This window comes from Priestia sp. BR_2, from assembly GCF_041954005.1.
Lineage (GTDB): Bacteria > Bacillota > Bacilli > Paenibacillales > Paenibacillaceae > Paenibacillus_AQ > Paenibacillus_AQ lautus_A.
This window is the reverse complement of sequence record NZ_JAVFHM010000122.1, coordinates 15,414-40,060: the sequence shown is the minus strand read 5'-3', so window position 1 is coordinate 40,060 and position 24,647 is coordinate 15,414. Positions and strand designations below refer to the sequence as shown.

The 24,647-nt window shown below is 47.4% G+C and carries 18 protein-coding genes and 1 pseudogene; 3 read left to right on the top strand and 16 right to left on the bottom strand.

Translation table 11 applies throughout. The features are described from left to right. Positions 1-55: 55 nt before the first annotated feature. From RB298_RS04070 to RB298_RS04045, 6 genes and pseudogenes are all read right to left on the bottom strand, one after another. Positions 56-727, bottom strand: coding sequence for a hypothetical protein (locus tag RB298_RS04070; RefSeq protein WP_486045908.1), 672 nt, complete (start codon positions 725-727; stop codon positions 56-58). 645 nt (positions 728-1,372) lie between these two features. Beyond that, positions 1,373-3,709, bottom strand: a complete 2,337-nt coding sequence (locus RB298_RS04065) for an ABC transporter permease (RefSeq protein WP_486045949.1) — start codon at positions 3,707-3,709, stop codon at positions 1,373-1,375. Beyond that, positions 3,709-4,412, bottom strand: a pseudogene (locus tag RB298_RS04060) (ABC transporter ATP-binding protein). The gene RB298_RS04065 and the pseudogene RB298_RS04060 overlap by 1 nt, the downstream one beginning before the upstream one ends. 270 nt (positions 4,413-4,682) lie before the next feature. Then, positions 4,683-5,861: a DUF4317 domain-containing protein gene (locus RB298_RS04055; protein WP_486045906.1), complete on the bottom strand. Its 1,179-nt coding sequence runs from the start codon at positions 5,859-5,861 to the stop codon at positions 4,683-4,685. A 238-nt stretch (positions 5,862-6,099) separates the two neighbouring features. Continuing rightward, the gene (locus RB298_RS04050; RefSeq protein WP_486045904.1) at positions 6,100-6,909 is read right to left on the bottom strand and encodes an AAA family ATPase; all 810 of its coding nucleotides are present in this window, start codon (positions 6,907-6,909) and stop codon (positions 6,100-6,102) included. 262 nt (positions 6,910-7,171) lie between these two features. After that, positions 7,172-7,762, bottom strand: coding sequence for a TetR/AcrR family transcriptional regulator (locus RB298_RS04045; RefSeq protein WP_486045902.1), 591 nt, complete (start codon positions 7,760-7,762; stop codon positions 7,172-7,174). A gap of 302 nt (positions 7,763-8,064) precedes the next feature. Between RB298_RS04045 and RB298_RS04040 the strand changes: the two genes are divergently transcribed. The 3 genes from RB298_RS04040 (at position 8,065) to RB298_RS04030 (ending at position 9,863) form a co-directional block, all read left to right on the top strand. Beyond that, on the top strand, positions 8,065-8,241 hold the full coding sequence (locus RB298_RS04040; protein WP_486045900.1) for a nitroreductase family protein: 177 nt from the start codon (positions 8,065-8,067) through the stop codon (positions 8,239-8,241). 6 nt (positions 8,242-8,247) lie between these two features. Then, the gene (locus tag RB298_RS04035) at positions 8,248-8,436 is read left to right on the top strand and encodes a hypothetical protein (protein WP_486045898.1); all 189 of its coding nucleotides are present in this window, start codon (positions 8,248-8,250) and stop codon (positions 8,434-8,436) included. Between the two features lie 254 nt (positions 8,437-8,690). Further along, entirely contained in the window at positions 8,691-9,863 is a 1,173-nt protein-coding gene (locus RB298_RS04030; RefSeq protein WP_411553008.1) for an MFS transporter, read from the top strand. Positions 9,864-10,154: 291 nt separating this feature from the next. On the opposite strand, the gene RB298_RS04025 is transcribed toward RB298_RS04030, so the two are convergent. The 10 genes from RB298_RS04025 to RB298_RS03980 all read right to left on the bottom strand — a co-directional run bounded on the left by RB298_RS04025 (position 10,155) and on the right by RB298_RS03980 (position 24,491). Then, positions 10,155-11,315: a cobalamin-independent methionine synthase II family protein gene (locus tag RB298_RS04025; protein ID WP_486045895.1), complete on the bottom strand. Its 1,161-nt coding sequence runs from the start codon at positions 11,313-11,315 to the stop codon at positions 10,155-10,157. Between the two features lie 209 nt (positions 11,316-11,524). After that, entirely contained in the window at positions 11,525-12,514 is a 990-nt protein-coding gene (locus RB298_RS04020) for a tRNA dihydrouridine synthase (protein ID WP_486045893.1), read from the bottom strand. 190 nt (positions 12,515-12,704) lie between these two features. Further along, a complete protein-coding gene (locus RB298_RS04015) occupies positions 12,705-13,271 on the bottom strand; it encodes an SF0329 family protein (protein WP_277748028.1) in 567 nt (188 codons plus the stop codon). A 148-nt stretch (positions 13,272-13,419) separates the two neighbouring features. Next, entirely contained in the window at positions 13,420-14,649 is a 1,230-nt protein-coding gene (locus tag RB298_RS04010; protein ID WP_486045891.1) for an alpha-L-fucosidase, read from the bottom strand. Positions 14,650-14,727: 78 nt separating this feature from the next. Next, the gene (locus tag RB298_RS04005; RefSeq protein ID WP_486045889.1) at positions 14,728-16,434 is read right to left on the bottom strand and encodes an ABC transporter substrate-binding protein; all 1,707 of its coding nucleotides are present in this window, start codon (positions 16,432-16,434) and stop codon (positions 14,728-14,730) included. A 132-nt stretch (positions 16,435-16,566) separates the two neighbouring features. Next, positions 16,567-17,466 carry a carbohydrate ABC transporter permease gene (locus RB298_RS04000; protein WP_012819147.1) on the bottom strand — a complete coding sequence of 300 codons (900 nt, stop codon included), beginning with the start codon at positions 17,464-17,466 and terminating at the stop codon, positions 16,567-16,569. Positions 17,467-17,520: 54 nt separating this feature from the next. Beyond that, on the bottom strand, positions 17,521-18,516 hold the full coding sequence (locus tag RB298_RS03995) for an ABC transporter permease (RefSeq protein WP_486045887.1): 996 nt from the start codon (positions 18,514-18,516) through the stop codon (positions 17,521-17,523). Between the two features lie 224 nt (positions 18,517-18,740). Beyond that, positions 18,741-21,005, bottom strand: a complete 2,265-nt coding sequence (locus RB298_RS03990; protein WP_486045885.1) for a helix-turn-helix domain-containing protein — start codon at positions 21,003-21,005, stop codon at positions 18,741-18,743. A 169-nt stretch (positions 21,006-21,174) separates the two neighbouring features. Then, complete coding sequence (locus RB298_RS03985) at positions 21,175-23,472, bottom strand: thiamine pyrophosphate-dependent enzyme (RefSeq protein ID WP_486045883.1); 2,298 nt, start codon at positions 23,470-23,472, stop codon at positions 21,175-21,177. Continuing rightward, positions 23,469-24,491 carry a 2-oxoacid:acceptor oxidoreductase family protein gene (locus RB298_RS03980; protein WP_486045881.1) on the bottom strand — a complete coding sequence of 341 codons (1,023 nt, stop codon included), beginning with the start codon at positions 24,489-24,491 and terminating at the stop codon, positions 23,469-23,471. The genes RB298_RS03985 and RB298_RS03980 overlap by 4 nt, the downstream gene beginning before the upstream one ends. Positions 24,492-24,647: the final 156 nt, after the last annotated feature.

The window sequence follows — 24,647 nt, the reverse complement described above, 5'->3', positions numbered from 1 at the left end:
TTCATTGATTATTGTCTCCTTAAAATTAAAAGAGTAGAATAAATAATAAAAAAAATCAGTTATTTTTTGTCAGCCTTAAAGTTCCCTCTTTCAAGGCAATCGTATCAGAACTTGCATTTATTATGTAAAAGTAATATTGCCCTGATTCCTCAATAGTTAAATTGTAATTCCCCTTTAATTGATCGAATTTTTGCGATGGATATAGAACGCCGTCTCTAACGTAACCAATTAATATATTTTGATTTTCGACCACCTCCGATTTATACTTTTCAAATTCATATTCTACAGAGTCACCCGCTTTTAGTTCCCACCCCGATCCATTAGTATCTGTTAAGACGTTTAATGAACCATTTACAGTAATTATCTCAGGGGAAATAAATACTCCGTTTTTTTCTTTTGTTTCTAACTCAAAAATTGAGGGAGGCATAAAATTTTCTTCCATTATCTTTGTGATAATCCGGTTCTCAGGAAGACCATTTCGCGTTCTATTCTTTAATTCCTCTGGTGAGTACTCGACTCCATTAGAATCAATATAAACCCCGTTTCGATATATCATATAATCGCCACTTGTTTCTTTTCCAATCAAATGCCGATTATAATCAGTTATTAACTCTGTTTCTTTTATTTCTTTAGGACTACAAGCAATGATTGTTGATAAACCAACAACGATTATACCGATAAACATACCCTTTTGGATTTTTTTAGAGTTATTACTGCTAAACACCATAAATATGAATCACCTCTCGTTTAGACGTAATTACCAGACATGTTATATGTTAATTCTCTGGATAAGATACGCGGTTCCTTTGCTATTGACGAATAATCCATTAAACTTCTCCTATATTTTTCAATATTATCCATTCATTATTGATAACACCAATTACAAGAGGTACGTTTGGTGTCTCTCTTTATTATTTTATTTTATTGAAATAGCCGGCTATGAATGAAACACCCCTGCATTGAATCAAATCAGATAGGAGGCTATGCTACCCATCGAGGACAGAGGAGTTTGGTTTGTGTTTAATGGAAAAGAAAATGAATCTTTGGTATAAAGAAGATGACGAGAAACAAAGCTCATTTTAATGTCCAAAGGCTAACCGCAGCTGGTGTGCAAATGAGTGTAGTTGATGGTTAATTCCTCATAAGTTCTCTTTGCTGTTAGACATGCGACTACACCCCAAGTAGTTATATCTACTAAAGCGATGATTATTAGGGATGTCAACGCATCGCCGCTAGATTTATAAAAGCGCCACGTCTCATGAAAAAGGCGTGGCGCTTTCTTATGTCATGGTGTCACTCACAATCCCCTCATTTTATATCTAACAACCGATATTTTAGCGGCCTAGAGTACTCGGTGCTGCGGGCATCCATTTCACTCCACACCCTTCAACGATTCAATCATATGAATCCGCGTCACTTTCTTCCGCAGCATGAGGTTGGAGAGGAGGGTCAGGATGAACACCAGCACAACCGATGCCAGCATAATCACAAGGTTTAATTGATCCGGAATTTGCTGATGCGTACTCGAAAGCGCCTGGATGATGATGGAATAGACATAACCGCTGATCGGCAGGGCGACAATGACCGCAAAAGCGGTTAGCAGCATGTTCTCAGAGAAGATTAGCCGGTTGATTTTACGTTTGGGATAGCCTAAGACCTTCAGGGTGGCAAGCTCACGGTTCCTTTCATAGATGTTGATGGAAGAGATCGTGTAGATGGCACCGAAGGACAGAATGACGGCGCAGATGATAAACATGATGAAGATAAAGCTGTTTTGCTTCAGCATATACTGCGCTGATTTCTTGAGATCATCCTTGTCCGCAATGGCCTTCACCTGCGGGTCCTGTTCGAAGAAGCTGCGAACGCCCGCCAGATCGGCAGCGCTATAGACGCTCACTAACAGCGAGGATGGATCATAGTCGATACCCAAACTCTTCATATAGTTCGGTGTACTGTAGAACGACGGATTCGAGTATTGTGTGGAGATATCCAGAACCTTCATATCGACGATGGTTTGGTTAAGCTCCGGTGCGGTGAATTGAAGCTGGATCGTATCCCCTTCAGCAATATGATACTGATCCGCGTAAGATTTCGGTACCAACACGCCATGATCTTCTAACGATAGCCGATTGCCTTGTTCATCATAAAAGCGAATCAGCTCATTATCCTGCTCCGTTACCACGAGCGTAGCGTTTTCTTTGTTTTCCCCTTGGATGAGTTCCACAGGGTAGGTGGACAACCCATAATGGTCTGCAATGCCGGACGGCAGTGCTGCCCTATCCGGGAACGATCCTATCGCATAATCGACTCGTAAATCATACGTATTTACCTCTTCAATCTGACCGGCTACCTTGAGCAGGGCCGTCTGCGTGCCAAAAGCCGTGATCAACAAAACCGTACTGACCACAACGCCAACGGAGCTCGCGAGTGCTTTTTGTTTATTTAAGAAGATATTTCTTAGAATAATCTTGTTGCTGTAGGACAGACGACTCCACATCCCTGGAATGTTCTCGATGAGCAGCTTCTTCACCTTCTTGGGCGGTTTCGGACGCATCGCCTGCGCAGCACGTTCTTGTAAAATCGCTCTGCCGCTGAAATAGCAGGACAGCATGCCAAACGCACTGGAGCAGATCATTGGAGGTAGGAGCGTAAAGAACGAAAGGGAGAACGTCAGGTCAGGCAGGGAGTAGCTTCTTCCAATCGACGTTGTTATGAGTGGAATGAACAGGGCGGCAGCGATGGCATAGCCCAGGATAGAGCCGATGACGCCTGCCAGCACGGGGTAACCCATGTAATGCAGCATGATGCTTCTTTTTTTCACCCCTAAAGCTTTCATAATGCCCACTTGGTTTCGCTGGGAATCGATAATCCTCGACATGATCAGAAACAGGATCACCGCTTCAATCAAAAAGAGAACGATCGGGATCACCCTGCTCATCAGCTTGTTATTATGAATCGTTTGCTGGGTCTGGGAATAGTTGAAGGTCCGTTCTTTGCTAACCTGGCTTACATAAGGGAGTGACTGGGAATGTGCTTCAATGGCCTGGCCTAACTGGCCTAACTGGTCCATGTCGTAACCGTCCTTGGCATCAATCAGGATCTCATTGTAGAACATGCCGCCAGCGATTTCAGGAATGGTCTCTTCGGGGATATAAGCGATTCCATAAGCTTGGTGGTCCTGGGTTTCGTTCTTCTTGGCATGCTCGACATTCTCATTCAAGCCGCTGATCGTGAACGTCATGTCCTTGTCATTCACACGGAGGAGGATGGAATTACCAACACGGTAATGATGCGCTTCGGCATAGTGGGAGTCCAACAGGATCTCATTCGGCCCTGCTGGCATCCTGCCCTCCATCATCCTGGACGTGTTGATTGTATTAGGTACGGGGATCGAATGCACCGTTAATGAAGCCTTATCATCCTCAAAAGCCTGTTCGGCCTGGACGGTATAACGCCCTTCAATATTTTGAATGCCATCAATGCTTCGTAAATCCGCCACATCCTCTGCGGAAATTTGACTGTAATAGACGTTCAAGTCGCTTAGATTATGCTCTTGAAAATACCCCTTCGTATAGCCGCTAAGATTGTCGCTCAAGGTGACCAGCCCCGTGTAGAAAAAAGCTCCCACCGCGATGACCAAAACTATGGCTATGAATTGTCCCACCGACTGTTTCATGTCCCTTAATAATTTTAACGCTAAAATCTTCATCACCACTCGATCCCTTCAACGCTTTGTTTGTGCTCATTGATCGTGATGCTCTCGATCTTCCCGCTCTTGACGCGGATCACTTTATCCGCCATCGGCGCGATGGCCGAGTTATGGGTGACAGCACGACGCATGTCTTCGTTTCCTGGTTCAAATCTTGCAGAAGCTTTAAGACCGACTTTCCTGTCACATAATCCAGAGCACCGGTGGGTTCGTCGCAGAGGAGAAGCGCGGGATTCTTGGCAACCGCTCTTGCGATCGCAACTCTTTGCTGTTCGCCGCCAGAGAGCTGGGAAGGGAAGTTCTTCAAACGATCCGTTAGTCCAACCTTATGTAAAATATCTCGTGCATCCAGATGGTCCTTACATACCTCTGTCGCAAATTCCACGTTCTCCAGCGCATTCAAATTCGGAATCAGGTTATAGAATTGAAATACGAAGCCAACCTGCTCGCCGCGGTATTCGGTTAATCTCTTCTCGCTCCATCCCGTAATCTCTTGATCTCCAACAAACACTTGTCCCGAGGTTGCCGTATCCATCCCGCCGAGAATGTTCAAAATCGTGCTTTTCCCTGCCCCGCTAGCCCCTAGGATCACGACGAATTCCCCCTCTAATATGGAGAAGTCAACGCCCGCAAGGGCTTGAATCGTCACTTCGCCGATTGGATAGGCCTTGGTTACCTTTTTGAATTCGATTAACGTTGTCACTTCGTACATCTCCCCGTATTGGATTTTCAGTTGGCCTTGATGCGTTTAATCTCATCATTACACCTTACAGTACAAGAGACACCCGACACGCGATGTATTCCATCATCAGCCTCAGGAAGGATTTCGCTTTAGCGACTGCAAAGGGAATGCGATGACTGACTCCGGACGCAATTTTCCAAAAGGAAGAAAAACAAAAAGACCGCCATCCAACTGTGGGATAGCGGTCTGTTCCTGCGTACGATACCTGATCTTGTCTAAAATGGAACTGATTTAACTTAAAAGCGTCTCTGAAGCCAGCATAAATCCTTCAATCGCGACATCTTCGTCGACTTCAATCATGATGTTGCGTTTACCTTGAAAATTCACCTGTTTGACATATCTTAAATCCTGCGGGCTCACCGAAATCGTAGCTACCTTGGTTTCAATCTTAATGGATTTGGTAGTATACTTCGGCATGACGCTGGTTGCTTTCATCTCATAGTTCTTGTTGTCCACGATGGTTTCGAATGCCCGCTCCACCTTCTCCGTCGTCACGTCCTCTACGCCGCTTGCGTTCAGCACGCGCTCCAGATCTTTATAATCCAGCTTCGGAGGTTCTTCCTCCTTCGTCTCTTCGTTCATTTCGATCACCCGGTTGATTTCCTCGTACACCTGGGCGATGGTGGCTGAATCGAGCTGTTCGCCGGCCACTTCCTTGACGATATCCTCGAAGATCGCTCGCTCTTCGAGTGCCGTCACGGATCGTTCTCCGTTCAAGACCTGTTCGACAAAATGCGGATCCGGAAAATTCGATTTTCCCGTACAATACAAAATACGATTCACATCGGAATAATTGTCCGTCACGCTAGGGTACAGGAATCCTTGCTCTGGCGCACTTAACTTGATAATCGGATCCACGATGACATTGTACTTGAACTCCCGCTCCACATAATCGAACAAGAGCGTTTTCCGTTGTTTCTCCGTAGAATTCACGCTGCATAGAATGAACGGATGGGCGAACACCTCGTTCTTCTCGCTCTCTTCCGCTTCATCGTTTCTCGCCTTGGTCGGCAAATAATACTGTCCCCGAACGAACGTGACCACCATATCCCGCTCATATTGGGCATCCTTCAGCATTCGATCCACCAGCATCAGCATCAAGTCCTGCCATTCTTCCGGATCACCCGACACGAGCGCTTGGTGAAGCATGACCTGCGCCGGTTCCTCCGCTGCTTCCTGAAACCTCAATTCGAACAATTTTTGATCCAGTTCGCCGGTCAGCAGTTTTTTGAAATTCCCCATGTATAACTCTTGCTTCTCCCGATCCACCAGCTCGAACGGCAGGCGCTCCCAGTGATAGATTTCATTCGTTTCCTTCGTAATATAGACATTGAGAATATCGTAAATATTCATTAAATCGTGATCCAGCTTAAATTGCTTGCGTATATTGGCGACTTCTTTTTTGTTCATATCCGATTCGGCAGCTCCTTCAATATAATCTGGCTTAATTAGTATAAATTATTGGAACGCAAATTGGTAAGTGATCTTGCGGCATACATTGCTGTGCCTAGGGTTCATTTCCTGTGGCCCTGATCTTCTATTGTGGCATATTTAAATAACTGAGTCGAGGATATTCCTAGTGGGAGCTCCATACCAAAAAGAGATATCCTCACTCTGAAGGATACCTCTTCCGGAAACTCAAACCTATTCATTCAAACAAACGTTGATGCTTAAGAAAAAACCGATAAAAGAATTGTACATGGTCCAGCTCAAACCATTCGGCCGTTTGCAACATCTTGGCATCGAGATTGTAGATCTTCGCATGAAGCGTACCCAGAACAAAGGGAGAATGCGTAGCAATAATAAACTGACTGTCAAAATAACGCGCCAGATCGTTCATTTGCTCGGCCAGCTTGATTTGATTCGCCGGAGAAAGCGACGTTTCCGGTTCATCCAATAAATACAGCTGCCCGGGGAGCAGATGCTCCTCAAAAAACTGCATCGAGCTTTCCCCGTTCGAATACTTCTCCTGAGCGAATTGAATGATGTCCATCTTCTTCTTGAATTCATACGACTGCTCCAGCTCTTCTACCTCGGCCTTGCTCTTTCCCTGAACGAGTTGCTCATGCAGCAGCCCTTCGCGAAGCACGCTTTCCTGCTGTATTTTCTTGATTTCATACAACAGATCCTCTGACTTGATGTACCGGCTCCCGTCGGGAAGCTTATATAGGGGACGCTCCTGTTCATCATGCCCGAGCTGATAGCTGCTTTCCTCGATAAACCGCTGCGCGTACACGTTATGACCATAGCTTGTCATTCGCTCAGCGCCCGCAATACCCAATTTGTTGGCGATCAGATTCAGCAAGGTGGATTTGCCGGAGCCATTACTGCCGTATAATACCGTGATTCGATCAAACAGCAGAACCTCCCCTGCCATGTGCCTGAACACATGATCGGGATAGATATTCGGGTTGCTCGAAATGATAGAAGAGAGTTTGAAGTTATTTAAATATATCATCGCCTCGCTCCCCTCTCGGAAAATTAATTAGTACGGTTTGATATTCATACCTGGCCATTCTATGGATGCAACCATCCGACCCAAACAGCCCTTCTATTCAAACACGGTCCAGATATCCAGTGCCGCCAGATGAATCGCCTCAAACTCATGATTCCGGTACGCTCTTAAACGGTCGGTACAAGCCTCGCTCCTGAATAAGGATTCGCAAATTGTCCGCATTGCATCTTGTTTCTTCCGCAGGATAGAGCAATAGCGACAGGACCTATCCCAGCAATTCTTTAGCTCCGTTCATCACTAAGGGCATAGTCTGTTTAACGAATGATTCCGCACTTATTAGACGCCCCTCTTTGTTCCAAGCGTAGGCCGCCCCATACATCCCCCAACTTAACATGTTAGTAGCTGTATTTATTAAGAATTGCGCGTTTGGACTCGACAGCATCTTGTCTTTGTCTATAAAGGAAAGAAGTATCGTTTGAATTTTTTCCTTTATTTGAATTTCGAATACAGCTCCAAGCGATGTATACCTTCTTTTGCACATAGTGCTTAGACTCTTGTGAAAATCGCACACCCCCAGAAAAATACTCTGAATGGTTTCTTCATTTAATACTTCGTGACCGCTTATTCTACGATTTATGATTGCCATAAAGGATTCCATTAGTCTGGCCTCTAGAATTTCGAATTTATCTACAAAGTGCGCATAAAAAGTCGCTCTGTTAACAGTAGCCCGCTCTGCAATATCCCTAACGGTTATCGATTCAAAGTCTTTTTCTTGAATTAACGAAGCAAAAGCGTCCTGAAGGAGTCGCCGTGTACGTATCACACGAGGATCAGCTTCATTCTTTTTAATTGCCATGATTTTGATCTCCCCAATAAAACGACATTATAGAGATGGTGTTGCCTATACAACGGTTTATGGTTATTGATGATTGCGTACCATTCTGTTGTTATCATAACATATAAATACAACAGGTGTTGTTCAAACAACTAATGTTGTATTGAAACAAAATGCAGAATACCGCTTTTCCAAAAGGAGGAGAGAACCATGTCGGTTTCACGACCGTCACTAACGATGGAGCACCAACTTTTTTTGATGTTATTCGGAAACGTCGGTCGGTTCGTAGCTATGATCCCGAGATCAAGATTTCGCGGGAGGAATTGACCGAGATATTGAGGCAAGCCACGCTGGCCGCTTCAGCCGCTAACCTGCAGCCGTGGCGGTTTCTCGTTATCGATTCGCCGGCGCTGAAGCAGAAGCTGCTTCCGATCGTATTCAATCAACAGCAATTGGTCGAGGCTTCGGCTGTCATTGCGGTACTCGGAGATTTGGAGTGATATAAATTGGCCGAGAAAATTTACGGAAAGGCGGTCGATGCGGGTTACATGTCTGCAGAGACGGCAAAATCGTTCGTGGAACGCTACGTTCCGATTATGCTGATCGCCATCGGCAAGGAGGCGAAGCCCGGTCATCCGACGGTGAGGCTGGCAGTCGATGATGTTGCTTTCTTTAACGAAATGCCTAAGGAATAACAAAATTGTGGCACCCGCATAATCAACGGCGAGCTAAGGTATTTTACAGGTTCTACGCATCAGATTCTAACAAGGCGTCGTACAGCTATATTAGCTGGATGGTGCTAGATTCGATTTGGCGAAGGCGCAGATTATGTTTGATGGAGATCCTGCCTAAATATGAGTATATGCTGATATATGCATAAATTTCGGTTTATATTTTTATTTCAATATTTTCAAAACATCGTTATTTAAACACATCAGGAGAGTGAATTATGAATAGCACATGGAAAGTTTACGTTCTAGCCTTGGTCAGCTTTTTAGTTGGAACATCCAATTACATCATTTCGGGGGTATTGGACCGGATCGCAGAGACGATGGGAACAAGTGTTGCGGCAGCAGGCCAGCTCATTACGGTTTATTCCCTGGCCTATGCGGTCGGCACGCCTATTTTAATGGCGCTGACGGCCAAAATGGACCGGCGTAAGCTTTTACTTTATTCGCTGGGCCTCTTTATTATCGCAAATCTGCTGACATTTATATTGTCCGGCTTCGGTCTCTTCATTGCCGCCAGAATCATTACGGCGTTAGGCGCCGGGGTGGTCACCGTTAACGCGCTCAGTATCGCCGCCAAAATCGCTCCGCCAGGCAAGCAAGCCAGCGCCATCGCCAACGTTACCATGGGCATTACCGCATCGCTCATCATCGGCGTCCCACTCGGCAGAATGGTAGCCTCGGCTTTTGGCTGGAAAGCGGTATTTCTGGCCATCGCAATTGTCGGGGTCATCGCCATGCTTGTCATTTCTGCGGTTTTTCCACGTTTGCAGGGCGACAAGCCTGTCCCTTTGATTAAACAATTTGCTTTGTTAAAAAAACCTCAGGTTTTGGTTGCTTTAGCGATTACTTTTTTCTGGTTGGGCGGATATTCCCTCGCCTATACTTACATCTCCCCTTTTCTGCTAGAGGTGACTCATTTAAATGAATCATTGATTAGCGCAGCTCTGTTCGTGTTCGGCATTGCCAGTTTGATTGGCTCGAAAGTCGGCGGCTACAGCGCGGATAAACGGGGCATTATATTCACGCTCGTTTCAGGGATGGTGCTTCATGTCATTTCGTTGATTTTGCTATCCTTAGTCGGACAGTCGATCATTGCCGTATTCGCCATTTTGATCCTCTGGTCTTTTGCCGCCTGGTCATCCGCTCCGGCGCAGCAATTTAACCTGGTCTCGCTTGTTCCTGAATCCTCGGGCGTCATGCTAAGCTTGAACAGTTCCATGATGCAACTTGCCATGGCTGTTGGCGCAGGAATCGGCGGGCTGATCGTTAACCGTGTTTCTTTGGCATCCATTACCTGGTTCGGGGTATTCGGCGTTCTCATCGCCATCATTGCCGTGTTTGTATTGTCCAGCATGGCATCGCGGCATTCGGCGGTGCAGACAGCGGATTAACGGTATGCTAAACATGGAATATTTGATAAAGGACTCTGCTCACTAAGTTGATCTTTCGGATCTTATCCATTCTTAACAAAAAACAGTCCTCAAATGAAGTGCACCCCATTTGTGAGACGCAACAAAATCATCCTGCTCAGAATATAATTGGAGGTATGACTCATGCAAAGACCAGAAATGATCGTTTGATCACATTGAACAACTAGGGACCATCCAAAAAAACACGGCGACCTCTCCCTGATTGAATTCCGGGAGAAGGTCGCCGTTTATATTAATATCTCGTTGTATTGTCTAGCTACCCCAGTATTGCTTGGCAATCCGTTGACCTTGATCGATTTTTGCCCATTGCTCTGCTTCGCTTAGCTCGTTCCCGCCATCGCAGGATGCAAAGCCGCATTGATGCGAGAGCAGCAGACGATCCTTATCAATGATTTTGGATGCTTCGTCAAGCAGACGGATGACGCGTGCTTCATCATCCAGCGTATTGGTTTTGGAAGACAGCAGGCCCAGAACAATCTCCGTTTCCGGTCTGTCCTTGAATACCTCCAGTGCTTCAATCGAACCCGCACGATCATCATCCCATTCCAGGAAGAAGCGATCATATTTCAACTGCTTCAGGAACAGGTTGGCGATTTTCGCATAAGATCCACCGCCCATGTTGCGGGAATCATAGTTCCCGCGGCAGTTGTGTGTCCACATTTTCAAGCCGAGGCTATGACCGAAGTCAATCACCGTATTGTTAATCTCAATAAATTCGGTGGCGAGACCCTGAACCTCTGCTTGATTAATATGCTCCCCTGTAAACGGAGAGTTCGGGTTGTCGTCTGCAAACAGCTCCCACAAGCAATCATCGAACTGAAGAATTTTGCCGCCTGCCGCAGCGAATTCCTCCACGAATTCCTTATACGCGCTCACAAGGCCCGCCTTGAGCTCTTGTTTGTTCTGATAAACCGCATCCGTGCCGCCAATGTTATCCGACCAGGAAAGTTCACCATAGATATGGGAAGGTGACGGTACGCAAAGCTTCGTTGGCTGATCGCCAGCCGTTTCTTGCAGCTGTTTGAACAACTTAATGAAGTGATGATTCTTTCCGCTCAGTTTGCCTGTAATGCGCAGGCCAATATCTTTGCGTGTTTCATATTTCGAGGTTCCGTCCACATCCCGGAAAAAGTAGCCATGGTCCGCGATATAACGCTGGGCTCCGTCAAAGCCCCATACAAAATCCAGATGCCACATCGATTTGGAGAATTCGCCGTCCGTAACAACCGACAGGTTATGCTCGATTTCCTTTTTCACGACCTGTTTGATCGCCTCGGTCTCGCACTCGGCATACCCTTCGAAGTTATCATAGAACGGATACTGGATATCATCACGATGTTCAATTTGCGTTTTATATTTCAGCAGCTCTTCGGGCCGCAACAAACTTCCTACGATCTGGAACTTATCAGTCATGTACATAACCCCCTCGTTGTATAGCGATATCATATCACGACGAGCAGAGTTATAAGGCATACCAAAATCTCATAACTAGTTATAGCTAAAAGCTATAGCAAGCATGACGGGCTGAGATTGTCCAAAAGAAAAAACACAGCCGAGTCGGCCATGTTTTCCAAAAGTGTTATTTGTTCTCCTGAAGCGCTGGTGTTCTCCAGCCTGTCCATTTAATTTCCTCGTTCATCTGCCTCATCAGAATGCTTGCTTCCAAACTCATCGAGCAGCGCACGAACTTCGCTTGTTGACTTTGCGTTCATTAAGTGATTTCGGAGTTCGCTTGCCCCTCGGAATCCGCGGACATAGATTTTGAAGAAGCGGACAAGTGCGCTGAAGGAGCGCCTCATCTGTGCCGAATATTGATCATGGAGATCCAGATGCAGCCGCAGCAGACCAAGCAATTCCTCGCTGCTATGATCCTTCGCCTCCTTCTCAAAAGCGAATGGATTATGAAAAATCCCGCGCCCGATCATAATGCCATCCACACCGTATTGTTCAGCGAGCTTCAGGCCGGTCTGACGGTCAGGAATATCCCCGTTAATGGTCAGCAGTGTATCGGGTGCCACCTCATCACGAAGCTTCTTAATCTCCGGAATCAGTTCCCAATGCGCGTCGACCTTGCTCATTTCCTCTCTTGTCCGCAGATGAATCGACAGATTCACAATGTCTTGCTTCAAAATATGGGTCAACCAGTCGCGCCATTCGTCTACCGCGGTGAAACCGAGCCTTGTTTTTACACTGACGGGCAATCCCCCGGCTTTGGCCGCCTGGATAATGTCCGCTGCAACGTCGGGACGGCAGATCAGCCCGCTTCCCTTCCCATTCTCCGCTACATTCGCTACAGGACAACCCATATTAATATCGATGCCTTGAAACCCTTCTTTCGCCATGCCGATACTCATCTGACGAAAGTATTCCGGCTTATCTCCCCAGATATGGGCTACCATCGGCTGTTCATCCTCCGTAAAAGTCAAACGTCCGCGCACACTGTGGTTCCCATCCGGGTGGCAATAGCTCTCGGTATTCGCAAACTCCGTAAAAAACACATCCGGTCTGGCTGCTTCACTTACGACATGGCGAAACACAACATCCGTCACATCTTCCATTGGCGCCAGTATAAAGAAAGGCCGCGGTAAATCACGCCAAAAATTGTCTTTCATATTAAAAACTCCTCTATACATACCAGGACAAATCTTTATCCCGAAATAGTAAATACAACCTGTTCAGGTCCTTGCTTTTTCTTCACTTATAGCATGTTTAAGCAGCTTAAATCAAACGGCAGTATATGTTAATCGCAGCAGTGAAGGCACTCCTAAAACGATGTGACCCGTTAATGCAAGTTCATGCTCATCACGCACGGCGCCGCAGTTCATAAAAATATTGCACAATCGGATGTTTTAGCTTCATCCTGTCTGCCATGTTTACAATCCGCTTTTTGCCGACGCGTCTGTCCACCAAAGCTAGAATATTCAATAAGATATCATCGCTCTCCATGCTCTCTTCTATAGAAGTAGATAAGAACTTATTCGCCGTAGCGACAAAATTGGATTTACTTAATGCAGCCTGTGCTGACAAAAGCTCTTTTGCGAGGACCGATACTTTTCTATTTCTTGCAATGACGTTGAGACGATCTTCTGGAACGGTCCCTTTGGTTTCCTTTCTGACGGCTTCCAATTCATCGTCGCTGATCGGAATTTGGATATGGGGATCATTCTTGATTTCCAGCTCCGTCTGATACCACCTTATGGAGTTGGTTTTATCACTCATATGGAGTACGTTCTTTTTATCTACCGATATATAACAAAGCCCTGCTTTATCAGGTAAATAACGATAACCGGTTGCGCGATATTCAACTCTTCCGGCTAATGCAGGACTGAGAAAACTCTCCAGCTGTTGCTTCAATTTGCTCCAGGACATGGTTCCTCCTATGTTTTCAAACCCTGAGGGGCGCGGGATCAATCTGCACATCTTTTTCAGTATGAATAAACCCCTGCCAAAAAACAACCCATAACATTAAATAACAAGAACAGACTGCCGTGGCAGTCTGTTCTTGGTTTTACTAATTTCATTCTACGTGATATGCAGCTAAATTGCGGATCAAAGGCTGCTCCACGCTGGAAAGAATACGAACCCGCAATTGATCGGTTTCGATGGTATTGAAACGGTCAATTTTTTTATGCCCGATCGCACTTCCACGTACAAGCTCTTTCCATTCGCCATGGCTGAATGCTTCAAGCACATATTCACGCACACGCTCCCCATGGGCAATGTCTTCCATGATGATGACGTGATTGACTGGCTGAATAAACTCCAGCTTCAGAAGCAGCTCGGTTCCTTCTCCACTCGTTTGGCCAACCGGCTGCCCAAATCTGCGGCGGATTTCATCTCCGAATTCGATGACGCGCTCCACATCCACTTCAGGCAGCAGCCCGCGGTTGTCCGGGGATATATTCAAGAGCAGCGTAGCGCCATGGCCGACCGAGCGGTAATAAATATCCAATACTTCCTCCAGGCTTCTTAAGCTTGCTTCATCGTCAGGATGCCAGAACCAGTGAAGCTTGCGTATCGGAACATCGCATTCGGCCGGTACCCAGGCCGGGGTTCCTTCCATCCAGGTCATCATGTCACTGGTGAACATGCTCTCCCTCGCTGTGGTGGCCGTATTCCAGCAGGGATAAGGCGCAACGCCGTCTTCATTTCCTACCCAGCGAATCGTTGGGCGCCCCATATTAAAGACCATGGCATCCGGCTGATATTGATCCACCAGACCGATGATTCTGTTCCAATCGTATTCCCTGCCTTGGGAACCGGCTCCGTCGAACCATACTTCGACCAAAGGTCCATACCCGGTCAGAAGCTCCGTTAATTGCTCCGCGTAAAAATCGTCATAAGCCTCTTTATCGGGATAGCAAGGTTCATGTCGGTCCCAGGGGGACAAATACAACCCGAACTGGAGTCCTTCCTCTCTGCAGGCATCGGCAACTTCCCGGACGACATCCCCTTTGCCGCCTTTCCATGGACTGGACTTCACGGAGTAATCGGTCGTTTTCGTCGGCCACAGACAGAACCCGTCATGATGCTTTGCGGTCAATACCAGATATTTGAAGCCGGCGCGTTTTGCAGTTCTGGCCCACTGCCGTGCATCAAACTGCTCCGGATTGAAGAGCTCCGCCGAATCCGTTCCGTCTCCCCATTCCTGATCGCAAAACGTATTCATACCGAAATGGCAGAACATACCCAGCTCCATATCCTGCCATGCCAGCTGCTGCGGAGATGGCTTTGCAAGTTCATTCATTGAATCATACACCTGCTTTCTATGAAAATGATGATCCCCTGCGCAAGGGAGACCCGTGCGCAGGGAACCGATTTCGCATTATTTTCCGGCATCCAATGCCTTTTGATAGATTTCCAGGTACTGGTTCAGCTGCATGCCATCCAGTCCTTTCACATATGCATCCCATTCTTTGTTAATATCTTTGGAGCCTGTAATAAACTGGGCCATATTGGATTTCACGTAGTCGACAAGCGTTGTCTTGATCTGAGCTACGAGTTCGGCATCTTCAAGCGCGATGAACAATCCCGATGGATATTGCTCCTTGGATTGATACGGTTCATATTCCTCGGAGACTTGATTCAGACGAGTACCGTATCCATCGGGAGCGAGCGGATCCTGAGGAGCTGTCCAGGACGCACGATAAGCGTAGGTTCTCAGTGATGGACCGATCTGCTCCCAACCGTCATTATGCGTCGGCTTTTTATCGGGGATAGGAATAGCCGTATATTTAGCCTGCTTTCCATCCATACCCTTTTCTCCGGATTCAGCTTTCCGCCACCCTTTGCCTTCAGGGCCATATTCCTGCAACACGATCGCTTCTTCCGTATACAGATAATCCGCTAACCGGATGGCGGCAATCTGCTGCTCTTTCGTCGCTTTATTCGTAATCGCAAATTGCGAAACTCCGATTCCCGCAAAATTCAGCGTCTGCTGCACACCGTTCGGGCCTTTCAGCGGCGGCAGGGCAACATAATCTTTATGACGCGGCGCCTTATCATCCATGCTGTAAGCATAACTGATTAAAGCAGTTGATAACGTACCCATAATATTGTCCGGTTCCCGGTTGGCCATTTGCTGAACCGCATCGGCATTCTGGGTAAAGGCTGCGGGATCAATTAATCCCTCTTTGTACAATTGATTCAGATAAAGGAGGCCTTGCTTCCACTCTTCTTTGTTTGCCGTAAAATCAACCTTGCCATCCATGACGCGGAGGAACGTACCCGAACCCTTGTCGACGTAGTCATCAAGGATAAACGAGTTCATCAGGAAGGCGGAGACGTTGCCTGCCCACATTTCATCCGAGCCTGTCAGCGGGATTTCATCTTGTTTGCCGTTGCCGTTCGGATCCTTCTCTTTGAACGCTTTCAGCACAGTATAAAATTCGTCAGTGGTCGTTGGAACAGGCAGTCCCACTTGATCGAGCCATTTTTTATTGATCCACATTTTGAGCGCATTGTCACAATGGTAGCATTCATTGACCTGCGGCAAAGCATAGATGTTGCCGTCCGGAGTCGTGATGGAGGCTTTCATGTATGGGATATCCTCCATCGCTTTCTTGATATTGGGTGCATATTGGTCAATCAAATCATTCAGAGGGATAAACACGCCCTGCGACCCATACTTCATCTGCTCTTCCTTGGTCAAATTCGCTTGGAGAATGACTTCAGGATAATCGCCACCGGCCAGCATGAGCTGCTTGCGGTCGTTCAAAGCATTCTCCGGTACTAGGTCCCAAGCGATATTGATGTTCGTCTTCTCTTCAAGATGTTTGGTAAATAGGTTGGTATCCATGTTTTCGATTGACGCATACTGAGGCGCGAACATTTTAATGGTCATCGGCTCCTTCACGATCGGATAGGAACCAACGGCATTAAATAAATCTTCATTGGCAGCGCCGTTGTCGTCCGTCTTGCCAGTTGACTGATTGCCGGAATTGGTTCCGCCGCAGGCACTAAGCAGCAGCATGCAAGCCATTAGGCAGCTAATGACACCTAGCCAGTTTTTCTTCTTCATGCTCTTTTCCATCGAATATACCCCCCGTTTATCATCCGTATTTCGGGCGTTTGGCCCTTTCCTATGCTTTGCCTCCACCAGCTTTTGCCGTATCTGAATAATGTACGGCCTCACCTCCTTGAAACCATAATCGCTCTGTCATAATCAGCCCTTTAGCGAGCCGATCATGACGCCTTTGACAAAATGTTTCTGGACGAAAGGATATATGATAAGCACAGGCAAGCTGGCAACAACGATCAAGGAATATTTCAGCAAATCCTTGAGCCCCTGCTGCGCCTGCATCTGGCTCACATCCGCCATCATGGAAGCATCGACAGAATTCAGAATTAAAATGTTTCTGAGAATGATTTGAAGCGGGAACAAGTCAGGACTCCTTAAGAAGATCAGTGCATCAAAATAAGCATTCCAATGCCCGACTGCATACATCAAGGTCATGACCGCAATAATGGGTTTGGACAATGGCAGGACAATGCTGAATATGAACCGGATGTCACTGCATCCGTCCAGCTCCGCGGCTTCCGCCAATTCATCGGGTATCGTGGTTTGGAAAAACGTCCTGGCGACGATAACCTGGAATACCCCCAGTGCCCCCGGTAAAATCATGGCCCACCGCGTATCCAGCAGATGGAGATTCTTAACGACGAGGTAATAAGGAATCAGTCCTCCTTCGAACATCATCGTGATCACCAGCAGAACCATGAAGAAATTGCGGCCGTAAAGCGACTTCTTCGCCAGCGGATAAGCCAGCATAATCGTGAGCGTTACATTGATGAGGGTGCCGACAACGGTATAAAAGAGGGAATTCAGATAGCCGACGCCGATCTGCGGATTATTGAATACCGCCTTGTAGCCGTCCAGCGTAAAATCTACGGGAAACAGCCACACCTTGCCCGATGTAACCGCCTGAGGCGAGCTGAAGGACGAGCTTACGATGTAGATTAATGGTACAGCTACGGCAATGAGAACCAGGGTCAAGAACAGATAGATCAAGAACATGAATAGGCGGTCGCCTTTCGATTCGCGTATAGCGGCTTTTTTGAACATAGGGTCTCCTCTCTTTCCAAAGTTGCTATTGTTTACGGGCTGCGTAGAACAGGCCTACCACAAGCTGCTGTTCGACAGCTTTCTGGCGATGTAATTGACGGACACCAGCAGAATAAGATTGATGACCGAGTTGAAGAGACCGATCGCGGTCGAGAAGCTGAAGCTGGAGCCCAGCAAACCAACCTTGTACACATAAGTGGATATGACTTCCGACGTGCTTAAATTAAGCGGATTTTGCATCAGGTATATTTTCTCGAATCCTAGTTTCATGATGTTGCCCAGATTGAGAATGAGCAGAATGACCGATACGGGAATAAGGCTTGGTATATCGATGTTCAGAATCTTCTGGATGCGGGACGCGCCATCTACCTTGGCTGATTCGTACAGCTCCGGGTTAACGCCGGACAGTGCTGCGATGTAAATAATAGCTCCGTAACCTGTAAATTGCCAAACATCGGACCAGACGTAAATGGACTTAAACAGGCCCGGTATACCCATAAAATTCGTATTGCTCATACCTAACATCTCGAAAAATTTACTGATCATCCCCACGTTTGGCGTCAAGTTGACGATAATGATCGAAACCATAATCACCGTAGATATGAAATAAGGGGCATATGAAACCATCTGTACCGTCTTCTTGAATAGGCCGTTGCGGATTTCATTCAGCGCGAGTGCCAGCAGGATCGGTGCGGGAAAGCCTACAATCAATCCGTAGAAGCTAATGCCAAGCGTATTCTTAATGTAGAGCCAGAAGTTCGGCGAATCGAAGAACTGGCGAAAATATTTCAGCCCGACCCAGTCGCTGCCCCAGATTCCTTGGATGACGTTATAATTCTTGAATGCGATTACAATACCGGCCATCGGTATGTATTTGAAAATAATCAAATAAAGAACGGGTAACAAGAGAACGAGATACAGCTGCCAATGACGCTTAATTTGTTTTCCTCTGGACCTTCCTTTCTTCGCTTCTGGCAGCGCTTTCAATATTGTGGGAGGTTTCGGTTCCAGGCTTGGTTCGGTTTGAAGCCTAGCGTTCAGTCTCGGCATGCGGGTTAGCTCCTTTCGTCCATACCTACTTTCAGGTCCTTGCGATGTAAACCGAGTGTATACAACAATGTCATCCGGCAACAAGAAACAAAAATAAAAACGACTAACCATTTTCGCCTGGGCCTCCTCATAGAAAGCGAATCAGGGTTCATTCCAGGCGGACGGAACGCCTAAACAGCGGGTTCGTTCTCAATCAAAAAAGGCAGCGATCCATGATCGCCGCCTTAACCGTTTTCTACTGCTGAATCATTTTCTCCCCGTTCCTTGGCCTTCCGGCCATTCCTGTATTCGCCCGGGGTAACTCCAGCCGTCCTCTTGAAAACACGGGTAAACGAAATAGCATGGGCATATCCGACCCGCTCTGCGATCTCCTGCACGGAATAATCGGTTTCCGTCAGCAGCCGCTTCGCTTCCTTCATACGGATATCAATCAGGAAATCAACGAACCTTTGTCCGGTATTTTCCTTAAACAATTTGCTCACATATTTGGCGTTCAGCTGATACCGATCGCCCAGCATTTCAAGGGACAGATCCGGATTCGCATAGTCACGCTCAATTAAATCGCATATGTTTCTAATGATGCTGGAGTATTGGTTGTCATTATGAATCTGCTTCATCTGTTCATAATGCTCCGTCAGCACTTGTTTAATTTCCTGTCTCAGCTGTTCCAGGGAATGGGAATTATCTACCTTAACCGTCAGCTTCGGCAATCCCTCCTGTATCCACTTGTTGTAAATTTCCTTGCCGAGTCCCGACATTTCGCGGCCGATGTAATAAACCAGATAATTCATCAGGCTGAATATTTCATCATTGGTCAAGAAGCTGTTCTTCAGTTGTTCAAACCATTGATCGTAATCCTCGCTCCACTGCTCCTTCTGCATTCTGAAAGACTGGATGATTGCACGAATCTCACCTAAATGCGTATAAACCTCGACAATGCCATGGCTCGAAATATCCTCGCTGCGGATCAAACGATTCTCACCGAGCACGATTTTATACTTTAAGGCTTGCATCGCATCTTTATAGGATTGCGGAATATCGCCAATCTGATCTGTCGACCGACCCATTCCCATCGTAATTGTAAATTTCAAGTTTTGGTGCGTCCATGCCAGGAGTTGTTCCGCAATCGGAACCAGTACGGCCTCCTCGAACTTGTCCTGATCCCGTTCTTCAAACAGAATAATGGACAGGTTGGAAGGTGATGTCCATTCCGACCACAGCCGGCAGTCCCATTTCGAAGCGATCTCATCCACGACCGTCCGCAGAGTGAATTTAAGCAGATCTTGATCGGTCTTGGAATAATCCCGGCAGAAATCCCCATACTTATCAATCTCCAGGATGAGAATGCGATATCGATCTAGTGGCAGCGGCAAATTCAGTCGAGCCGCTTCAGACTTCCATTCGGATATAGATAGTGGCGAGTCCCCTTCGATCAGCTGGCGGAACATAAACCGGGTCCTGACATGGAGATCCTCCCGGTATTTCTCCTGATATTCCTTGGATTGTTCCAGTATGTTGTCAAAGGCGGATTCGATAAATGCGAATTCATCCAGCTTCCCCTTACGTCGGCCACTGCTCACCACAGGAAGCGAATAGCTGCTGAAACGGGCAGCGATCTCCTCAATCGGCTTGGAATTTCGCCTGGAAACATAAATCATCCATAGGAAGCCGATGGCAATCATGCCAAGACCTATGATAAACCAAAGATTATAGAGATAAGAGATAGCGCTTACAAAACCGTTGTTCAACAAACCGCTTCCATAGTTCCAATTCGTATAGCTTGATACATACTGGGAATTGACTTGGGATGGCGGACGATCCGCTTTGGTGCCGAACAAATGATTTCCGAAGGTATCCTGAACCTGAATGAAGCTCATGTTGGAATCCAGCATCTCTTCGGTAAGCTTGTTCAAGGATTCCGTGCTCACATTGACAACGATCATGCCTAAGTCGTTTTTCATGTAAGGCGATCCTCTGACCAGGCTGACCACCTGCTTGCCGCCTTTCATTTTAAATTGTTCGAAATTTCTCGCGCCTGTCCATTTCGGCGTTTTCGATACTTGATATTGTTCAATAAATTCATGGTCCGGATATGTACTTACGTATCCATTCGTGGCATTGCTGAGCACATAGCCATCCGAATTCCTCACCAGATAAATCGAATCGATCAAGGGATAATAATTAATAATCTCCTTGAGCTTCTGAACAGCTTGAATATTAATATAGGGATCCCCAACGGCAGATGATTTGAAAAAATCATTCAAAGCCTTGCTGTTGATGCTTTCGAGGACGATCATATTGTCGATCACCTTCAGGGACGTGTCCACCATGCGCATCGCTTGCAAGGAAAGCGATTTATTGGCATTAAGCGCCTCCCGCCGGCTCTGTTCGCTGAACAGCTGGAAGAAAACAAAAAATATAAAGGTAATCACAATGACAAAAATAGGCATATAGGAGAGCAATAGACGCTTGTACCAGGATCTCTGCATGATCAACCCTCCCACCGTTTTTTCACAAATTTTTAATTATTATAACTTAAAAAGCGCCTTTTGGGTTATAGTTCTCCATAGTCATGACGATACGCCCATACCTAAACAAAAAAAGAAGCGGGACAATGCCCGCTCCTTGTTGTAAACCTAGTATGCTGAATTGAATATTTTATAGCAGCGGGTTCTCGTGTTTCGCTTTCAGAATCGACCAGCGCCGCTCCACTTCTTTTTCAAATTCGCCAAGCATTTCTTTGTTTTCTTCCTTGAGCAGATGTCTTGATTTGCCCATATATTTCAGCCAGTCGCTGAGCGGCACCTGTTTTTTCTTCGCTTCAGGATCGTACGTAATATTCGTTTCTCCCTGCTCTACTTCATACAGCGGGAAGAAGTTTGAATTCACGGCCGCGCGGACGATGTTCTCCCCATCCTTGTCGCTCGATTTCCAGTTCAGCGGGCATGTGATCAGCAGCTTGCCGTAGACGGTACCTACATTCTGAGCGTACCACTGCGCTTTTGCCGCCTTTTTCACAAGATCCTGCGGAAATGCTTCCGTCCCCGTGAATACGTACGGAATATGCGCCGCTGCCATCATTTGCACCGTATCCTTGTGATGGAACGCTTTGCCCTGCTGCTGTTTGCCGACACCGGACGTACTGGTCATATGCCCTAATGGCGTAGAATACGAAAGCTGTGCACCGGTGTTCATATAGCCTTCATTATCATATTCCAGAATGATCAGGTTATGGCCCCGCAGCGCCGTCCCGATGGCCGAACCCATCCCGATGTCCATGCCGCCGTCGCCGGTCACCATCACAAAAGTGAAATCCTCGGGAACTTCGATTTCCCCGCGGCGTTTCTTCTCAAGGAACGCCTCTACCGTGCCGGATAAAGTAGCCGGTCCGTTCTGGAACAAATTATGAATGAAGCTCTGCTTATGCGAGTTATACGGATAACCCGTTGTTGTGATATAAGCGCAGCCGGTATGGAATAAAGTAACGACATGGCCTTCAATCCCTTTGAAAAAGAGCTCCAGCGCCGGGAAAATACCGCAGCCCGGGCAGGCTCCGTGACCGGAAGCAAACCGTTTCGGTTTCGCGGCTAGCGCCCGCATCGGCGGCACTTTAACGGATAGTTTACTTGTCCCTTCATCTACCTTTACGGTGATCAGGCCAGATTTAAAGCTGTCTCCATTCATCGGGGCAATGACCGGCTGCAGCCTTTGCTCCTCAGCTCCCGGTGTTTGGCCGTAATAATCAAACGGCGCTTTGGCATAACCGAGCTCCATGGCCTCGATCGTCAAGACAAAAAAGGCTTCCGCGTCATCCGCGTAATAATCTTTCCCGCCAAGTCCGAATATGCGGGACAGCACAATAGGCTGCGGACCACGGATCTCCTGCAGGGCAGCTTTGACCTCATGGGTCAGATTGGCCCCGTGCGCACCGTAAGAATCGGCACGTTCGCCAACCAGCAGTGCTTTGACACCTATAAGCGCCTCGCGGATTTCTCTTGCCGGGAACGGCCGGAGAATATTCGGGCTAATTATGCCCGCTTTAATTCCTTTCGCCCGCAGCCGATCCACGACGTCTTTGGAGGATTCGGCCGCCGAATTGAGCAGGAATAAAGCCACCTCCGCGTCTTCCATTCGGTACAGATCAAGCGGGGAATAGGATCTTCCGGATAAAGCCGCGTATTCCTCTGCCACTTCCTTGAACACCTCGCCCGCACGGTACATGGCGTTTGACTGTTGGAAGTGGTTGTTCATCAAATCGTCGCCGTTCATATAAGCCCCAACAACGATCGGGTTGTTCTCGTCCAGCACATGCGGATATTCAGGCGCCTGTTCCCCTACAAATCCCTGAACGGTTTCCCGGTTCGTAAATATGTGTACCCGGCGTTTCTGGTGCGATGTAAAAAATCCGTCATAAGCTACAATGACCGGCAGGCGTACGTCTTCATGTTCAGCGATTCGCAGCGCCATGATATTCATGTCATACACTGCCTGCGGTGAACGGGCGGTCAAAATCACCCAGCCGGTGTTCAGGCCGTAGTAAAGATCCGAATGGTCACCGCGAATATCCAGCGGTCCGCTGACTGCACGCGTCACCAAATTCATGACCATCGGGAAACGTGTGCCCGCTTGCACAGGAAGCTGTTCGATCATATACAGGAAACCATTCGCGCTGGTAGCATTGAATACCCGTGCTCCGGCTGCGGCCGCACCGTAGCAAATCCCCGCCGATCCATGTTCGCCGTCAGCTGGAATGAGCTTGATGTCATGTTCGCCGCGTGTACGCATCATGTCAAGATATTGGGCGATTTCCGTAGATGGCGTAATCGGAAAATAACCCATCATGTGATAGTTAATCTGGGCAGCCGCCATGGCAGCCATTTCGTTGCCCGATTCGAAGACTTCCGTTTGAGCGGCCGCCAGCTTATTCTCCGTTGTTTCTTGAATTTGCATATTCATGATCGGACTCCCTCCGCGGTTAAATAGGGAAATGATTGCGGCACACGGTGCTGCTCCGCATAAAGCGGCTCTTCTAACATGGCAGCCAAAGCGGTGGTCGGACAAGCTTCGATACACTTCAAGCAGCCTTTGCAATACTGATAATCGATACCTTTCATAAACATCTGCATATTCCCGCGCTTATCCGGCTTCGTCTCCCACACGATGCAGAAATCCGGACATACCGTATCGCAGGCGGCACAGTGAATGCAGTCCTCGATCTTGTACTCTGGCAAATATCCCTGCCGGGAGCCGCTAAGATCCTTCAGGACACTGTTCGCCGTAACGTTCAGAATCCCGCCCAGCTCCTGCGTTTCATATCCAAGAATCGGCTGCGGTCTTGCGAAAGCGATTGGGTCTATAAGCGCTGAGCCGTTTCCCAAGGAAAGGAACCGGACTTCGTTATATCCTCTGTCAAAGGTCCGCACATTCGCTTCCACGAGGTGGGGCAGCTTTTTCTCAAATGTTGTGCGGATCACCTGCCGCATATCGTCCGGGTCTAGAAAGCTGCAAATCCGGAACAAAGCCCCCAGCATGGCCGTATTCACTTTGGTTTTTTCCTCAACGGAAATGTTCAGCGCATCAACGACGGCCAGCGTTCCCTGGGTCATGTTCAGATCAATGGCCACTTCGGACAGCGCTCGCGCCGTATTCACAAGCACCGTTCCATCAGGCTGTAATCCGCTTATGACATCAATCGTCTTATACAAGGCTTCATGAAATACGCCGACGACATGCGGCTGCTCAATGGGACTGTGATCGCGGATTTCCACCTCGGAATCGCAGAACCTTACGAAGCTCTTCACCGGCGACCCTTTTTTCTCCGAACCATAGCTGGAAAAATTCGAACCGTTAAGTCCGGAGCCGGTAACCCCGGCTTCCGCCAGCATTTTGCCGGCCAGATTGGCGCCAAGCCCGCCGATGGATTCGAGACGGATCTCGAAAAATCCCAGTCCATTCTTTTGAGGTAAAATCGACATATTCTCTCCTCATTTCTTCTTAGATCATTAATTCCAGTTTAAAAGAAGAAACGAGACGGGTTTGTGATTAAACTCACTACTTAAAAAATTGTGATTCCAATCACTATGTCGGTTGTGGGAGCGAAGTATACTGTCTTCAACAGTCCAATTGCGAGG

Excerpts from the sequence above, each read along its gene's own strand:
- RB298_RS04045 (WP_486045902.1), bottom strand. The coding sequence starts at position 7,762 with ATGGCAATTAAAAAGAATGAAGCTGATCCTCGTGTGATACGTACACGG.
- RB298_RS03995 (WP_486045887.1), bottom strand. The coding sequence starts at position 18,516 with ATGCCGAGACTGAACGCTAGGCTTCAAACCGAACCAAGCCTGGAACCG.
- RB298_RS04050 (WP_486045904.1), bottom strand. The coding sequence starts at position 6,909 with ATGATATATTTAAATAACTTCAAACTCTCTTCTATCATTTCGAGCAAC.
- RB298_RS04010 (WP_486045891.1), bottom strand. The coding sequence starts at position 14,649 with ATGAATGAACTTGCAAAGCCATCTCCGCAGCAGCTGGCATGGCAGGAT.
- RB298_RS04005 (WP_486045889.1), bottom strand. The coding sequence starts at position 16,434 with ATGGAAAAGAGCATGAAGAAGAAAAACTGGCTAGGTGTCATTAGCTGC.
- RB298_RS04000 (WP_012819147.1), bottom strand. The coding sequence starts at position 17,466 with ATGTTCAAAAAAGCCGCTATACGCGAATCGAAAGGCGACCGCCTATTC.
- RB298_RS04055 (WP_486045906.1), bottom strand. The coding sequence starts at position 5,861 with ATGAACAAAAAAGAAGTCGCCAATATACGCAAGCAATTTAAGCTGGAT.
- RB298_RS04025 (WP_486045895.1), bottom strand. The coding sequence starts at position 11,315 with ATGACTGATAAGTTCCAGATCGTAGGAAGTTTGTTGCGGCCCGAAGAG.
- RB298_RS04065 (WP_486045949.1), bottom strand. The coding sequence starts at position 3,709 with ATGAAGATTTTAGCGTTAAAATTATTAAGGGACATGAAACAGTCGGTG.
- RB298_RS03985 (WP_486045883.1), bottom strand. The coding sequence starts at position 23,472 with ATGAATATGCAAATTCAAGAAACAACGGAGAATAAGCTGGCGGCCGCT.
- RB298_RS03980 (WP_486045881.1), bottom strand. The coding sequence starts at position 24,491 with ATGTCGATTTTACCTCAAAAGAATGGACTGGGATTTTTCGAGATCCGT.
- RB298_RS04070 (WP_486045908.1), bottom strand. The coding sequence starts at position 727 with ATGGTGTTTAGCAGTAATAACTCTAAAAAAATCCAAAAGGGTATGTTT.
- RB298_RS04015 (WP_277748028.1), bottom strand. The coding sequence starts at position 13,271 with ATGTCCTGGAGCAAATTGAAGCAACAGCTGGAGAGTTTTCTCAGTCCT.
- RB298_RS03990 (WP_486045885.1), bottom strand. The coding sequence starts at position 21,005 with ATGCAGAGATCCTGGTACAAGCGTCTATTGCTCTCCTATATGCCTATT.
- RB298_RS04020 (WP_486045893.1), bottom strand. The coding sequence starts at position 12,514 with ATGAAAGACAATTTTTGGCGTGATTTACCGCGGCCTTTCTTTATACTG.
- RB298_RS04030 (WP_411553008.1), top strand. The coding sequence starts at position 8,691 with ATGAATAGCACATGGAAAGTTTACGTTCTAGCCTTGGTCAGCTTTTTA.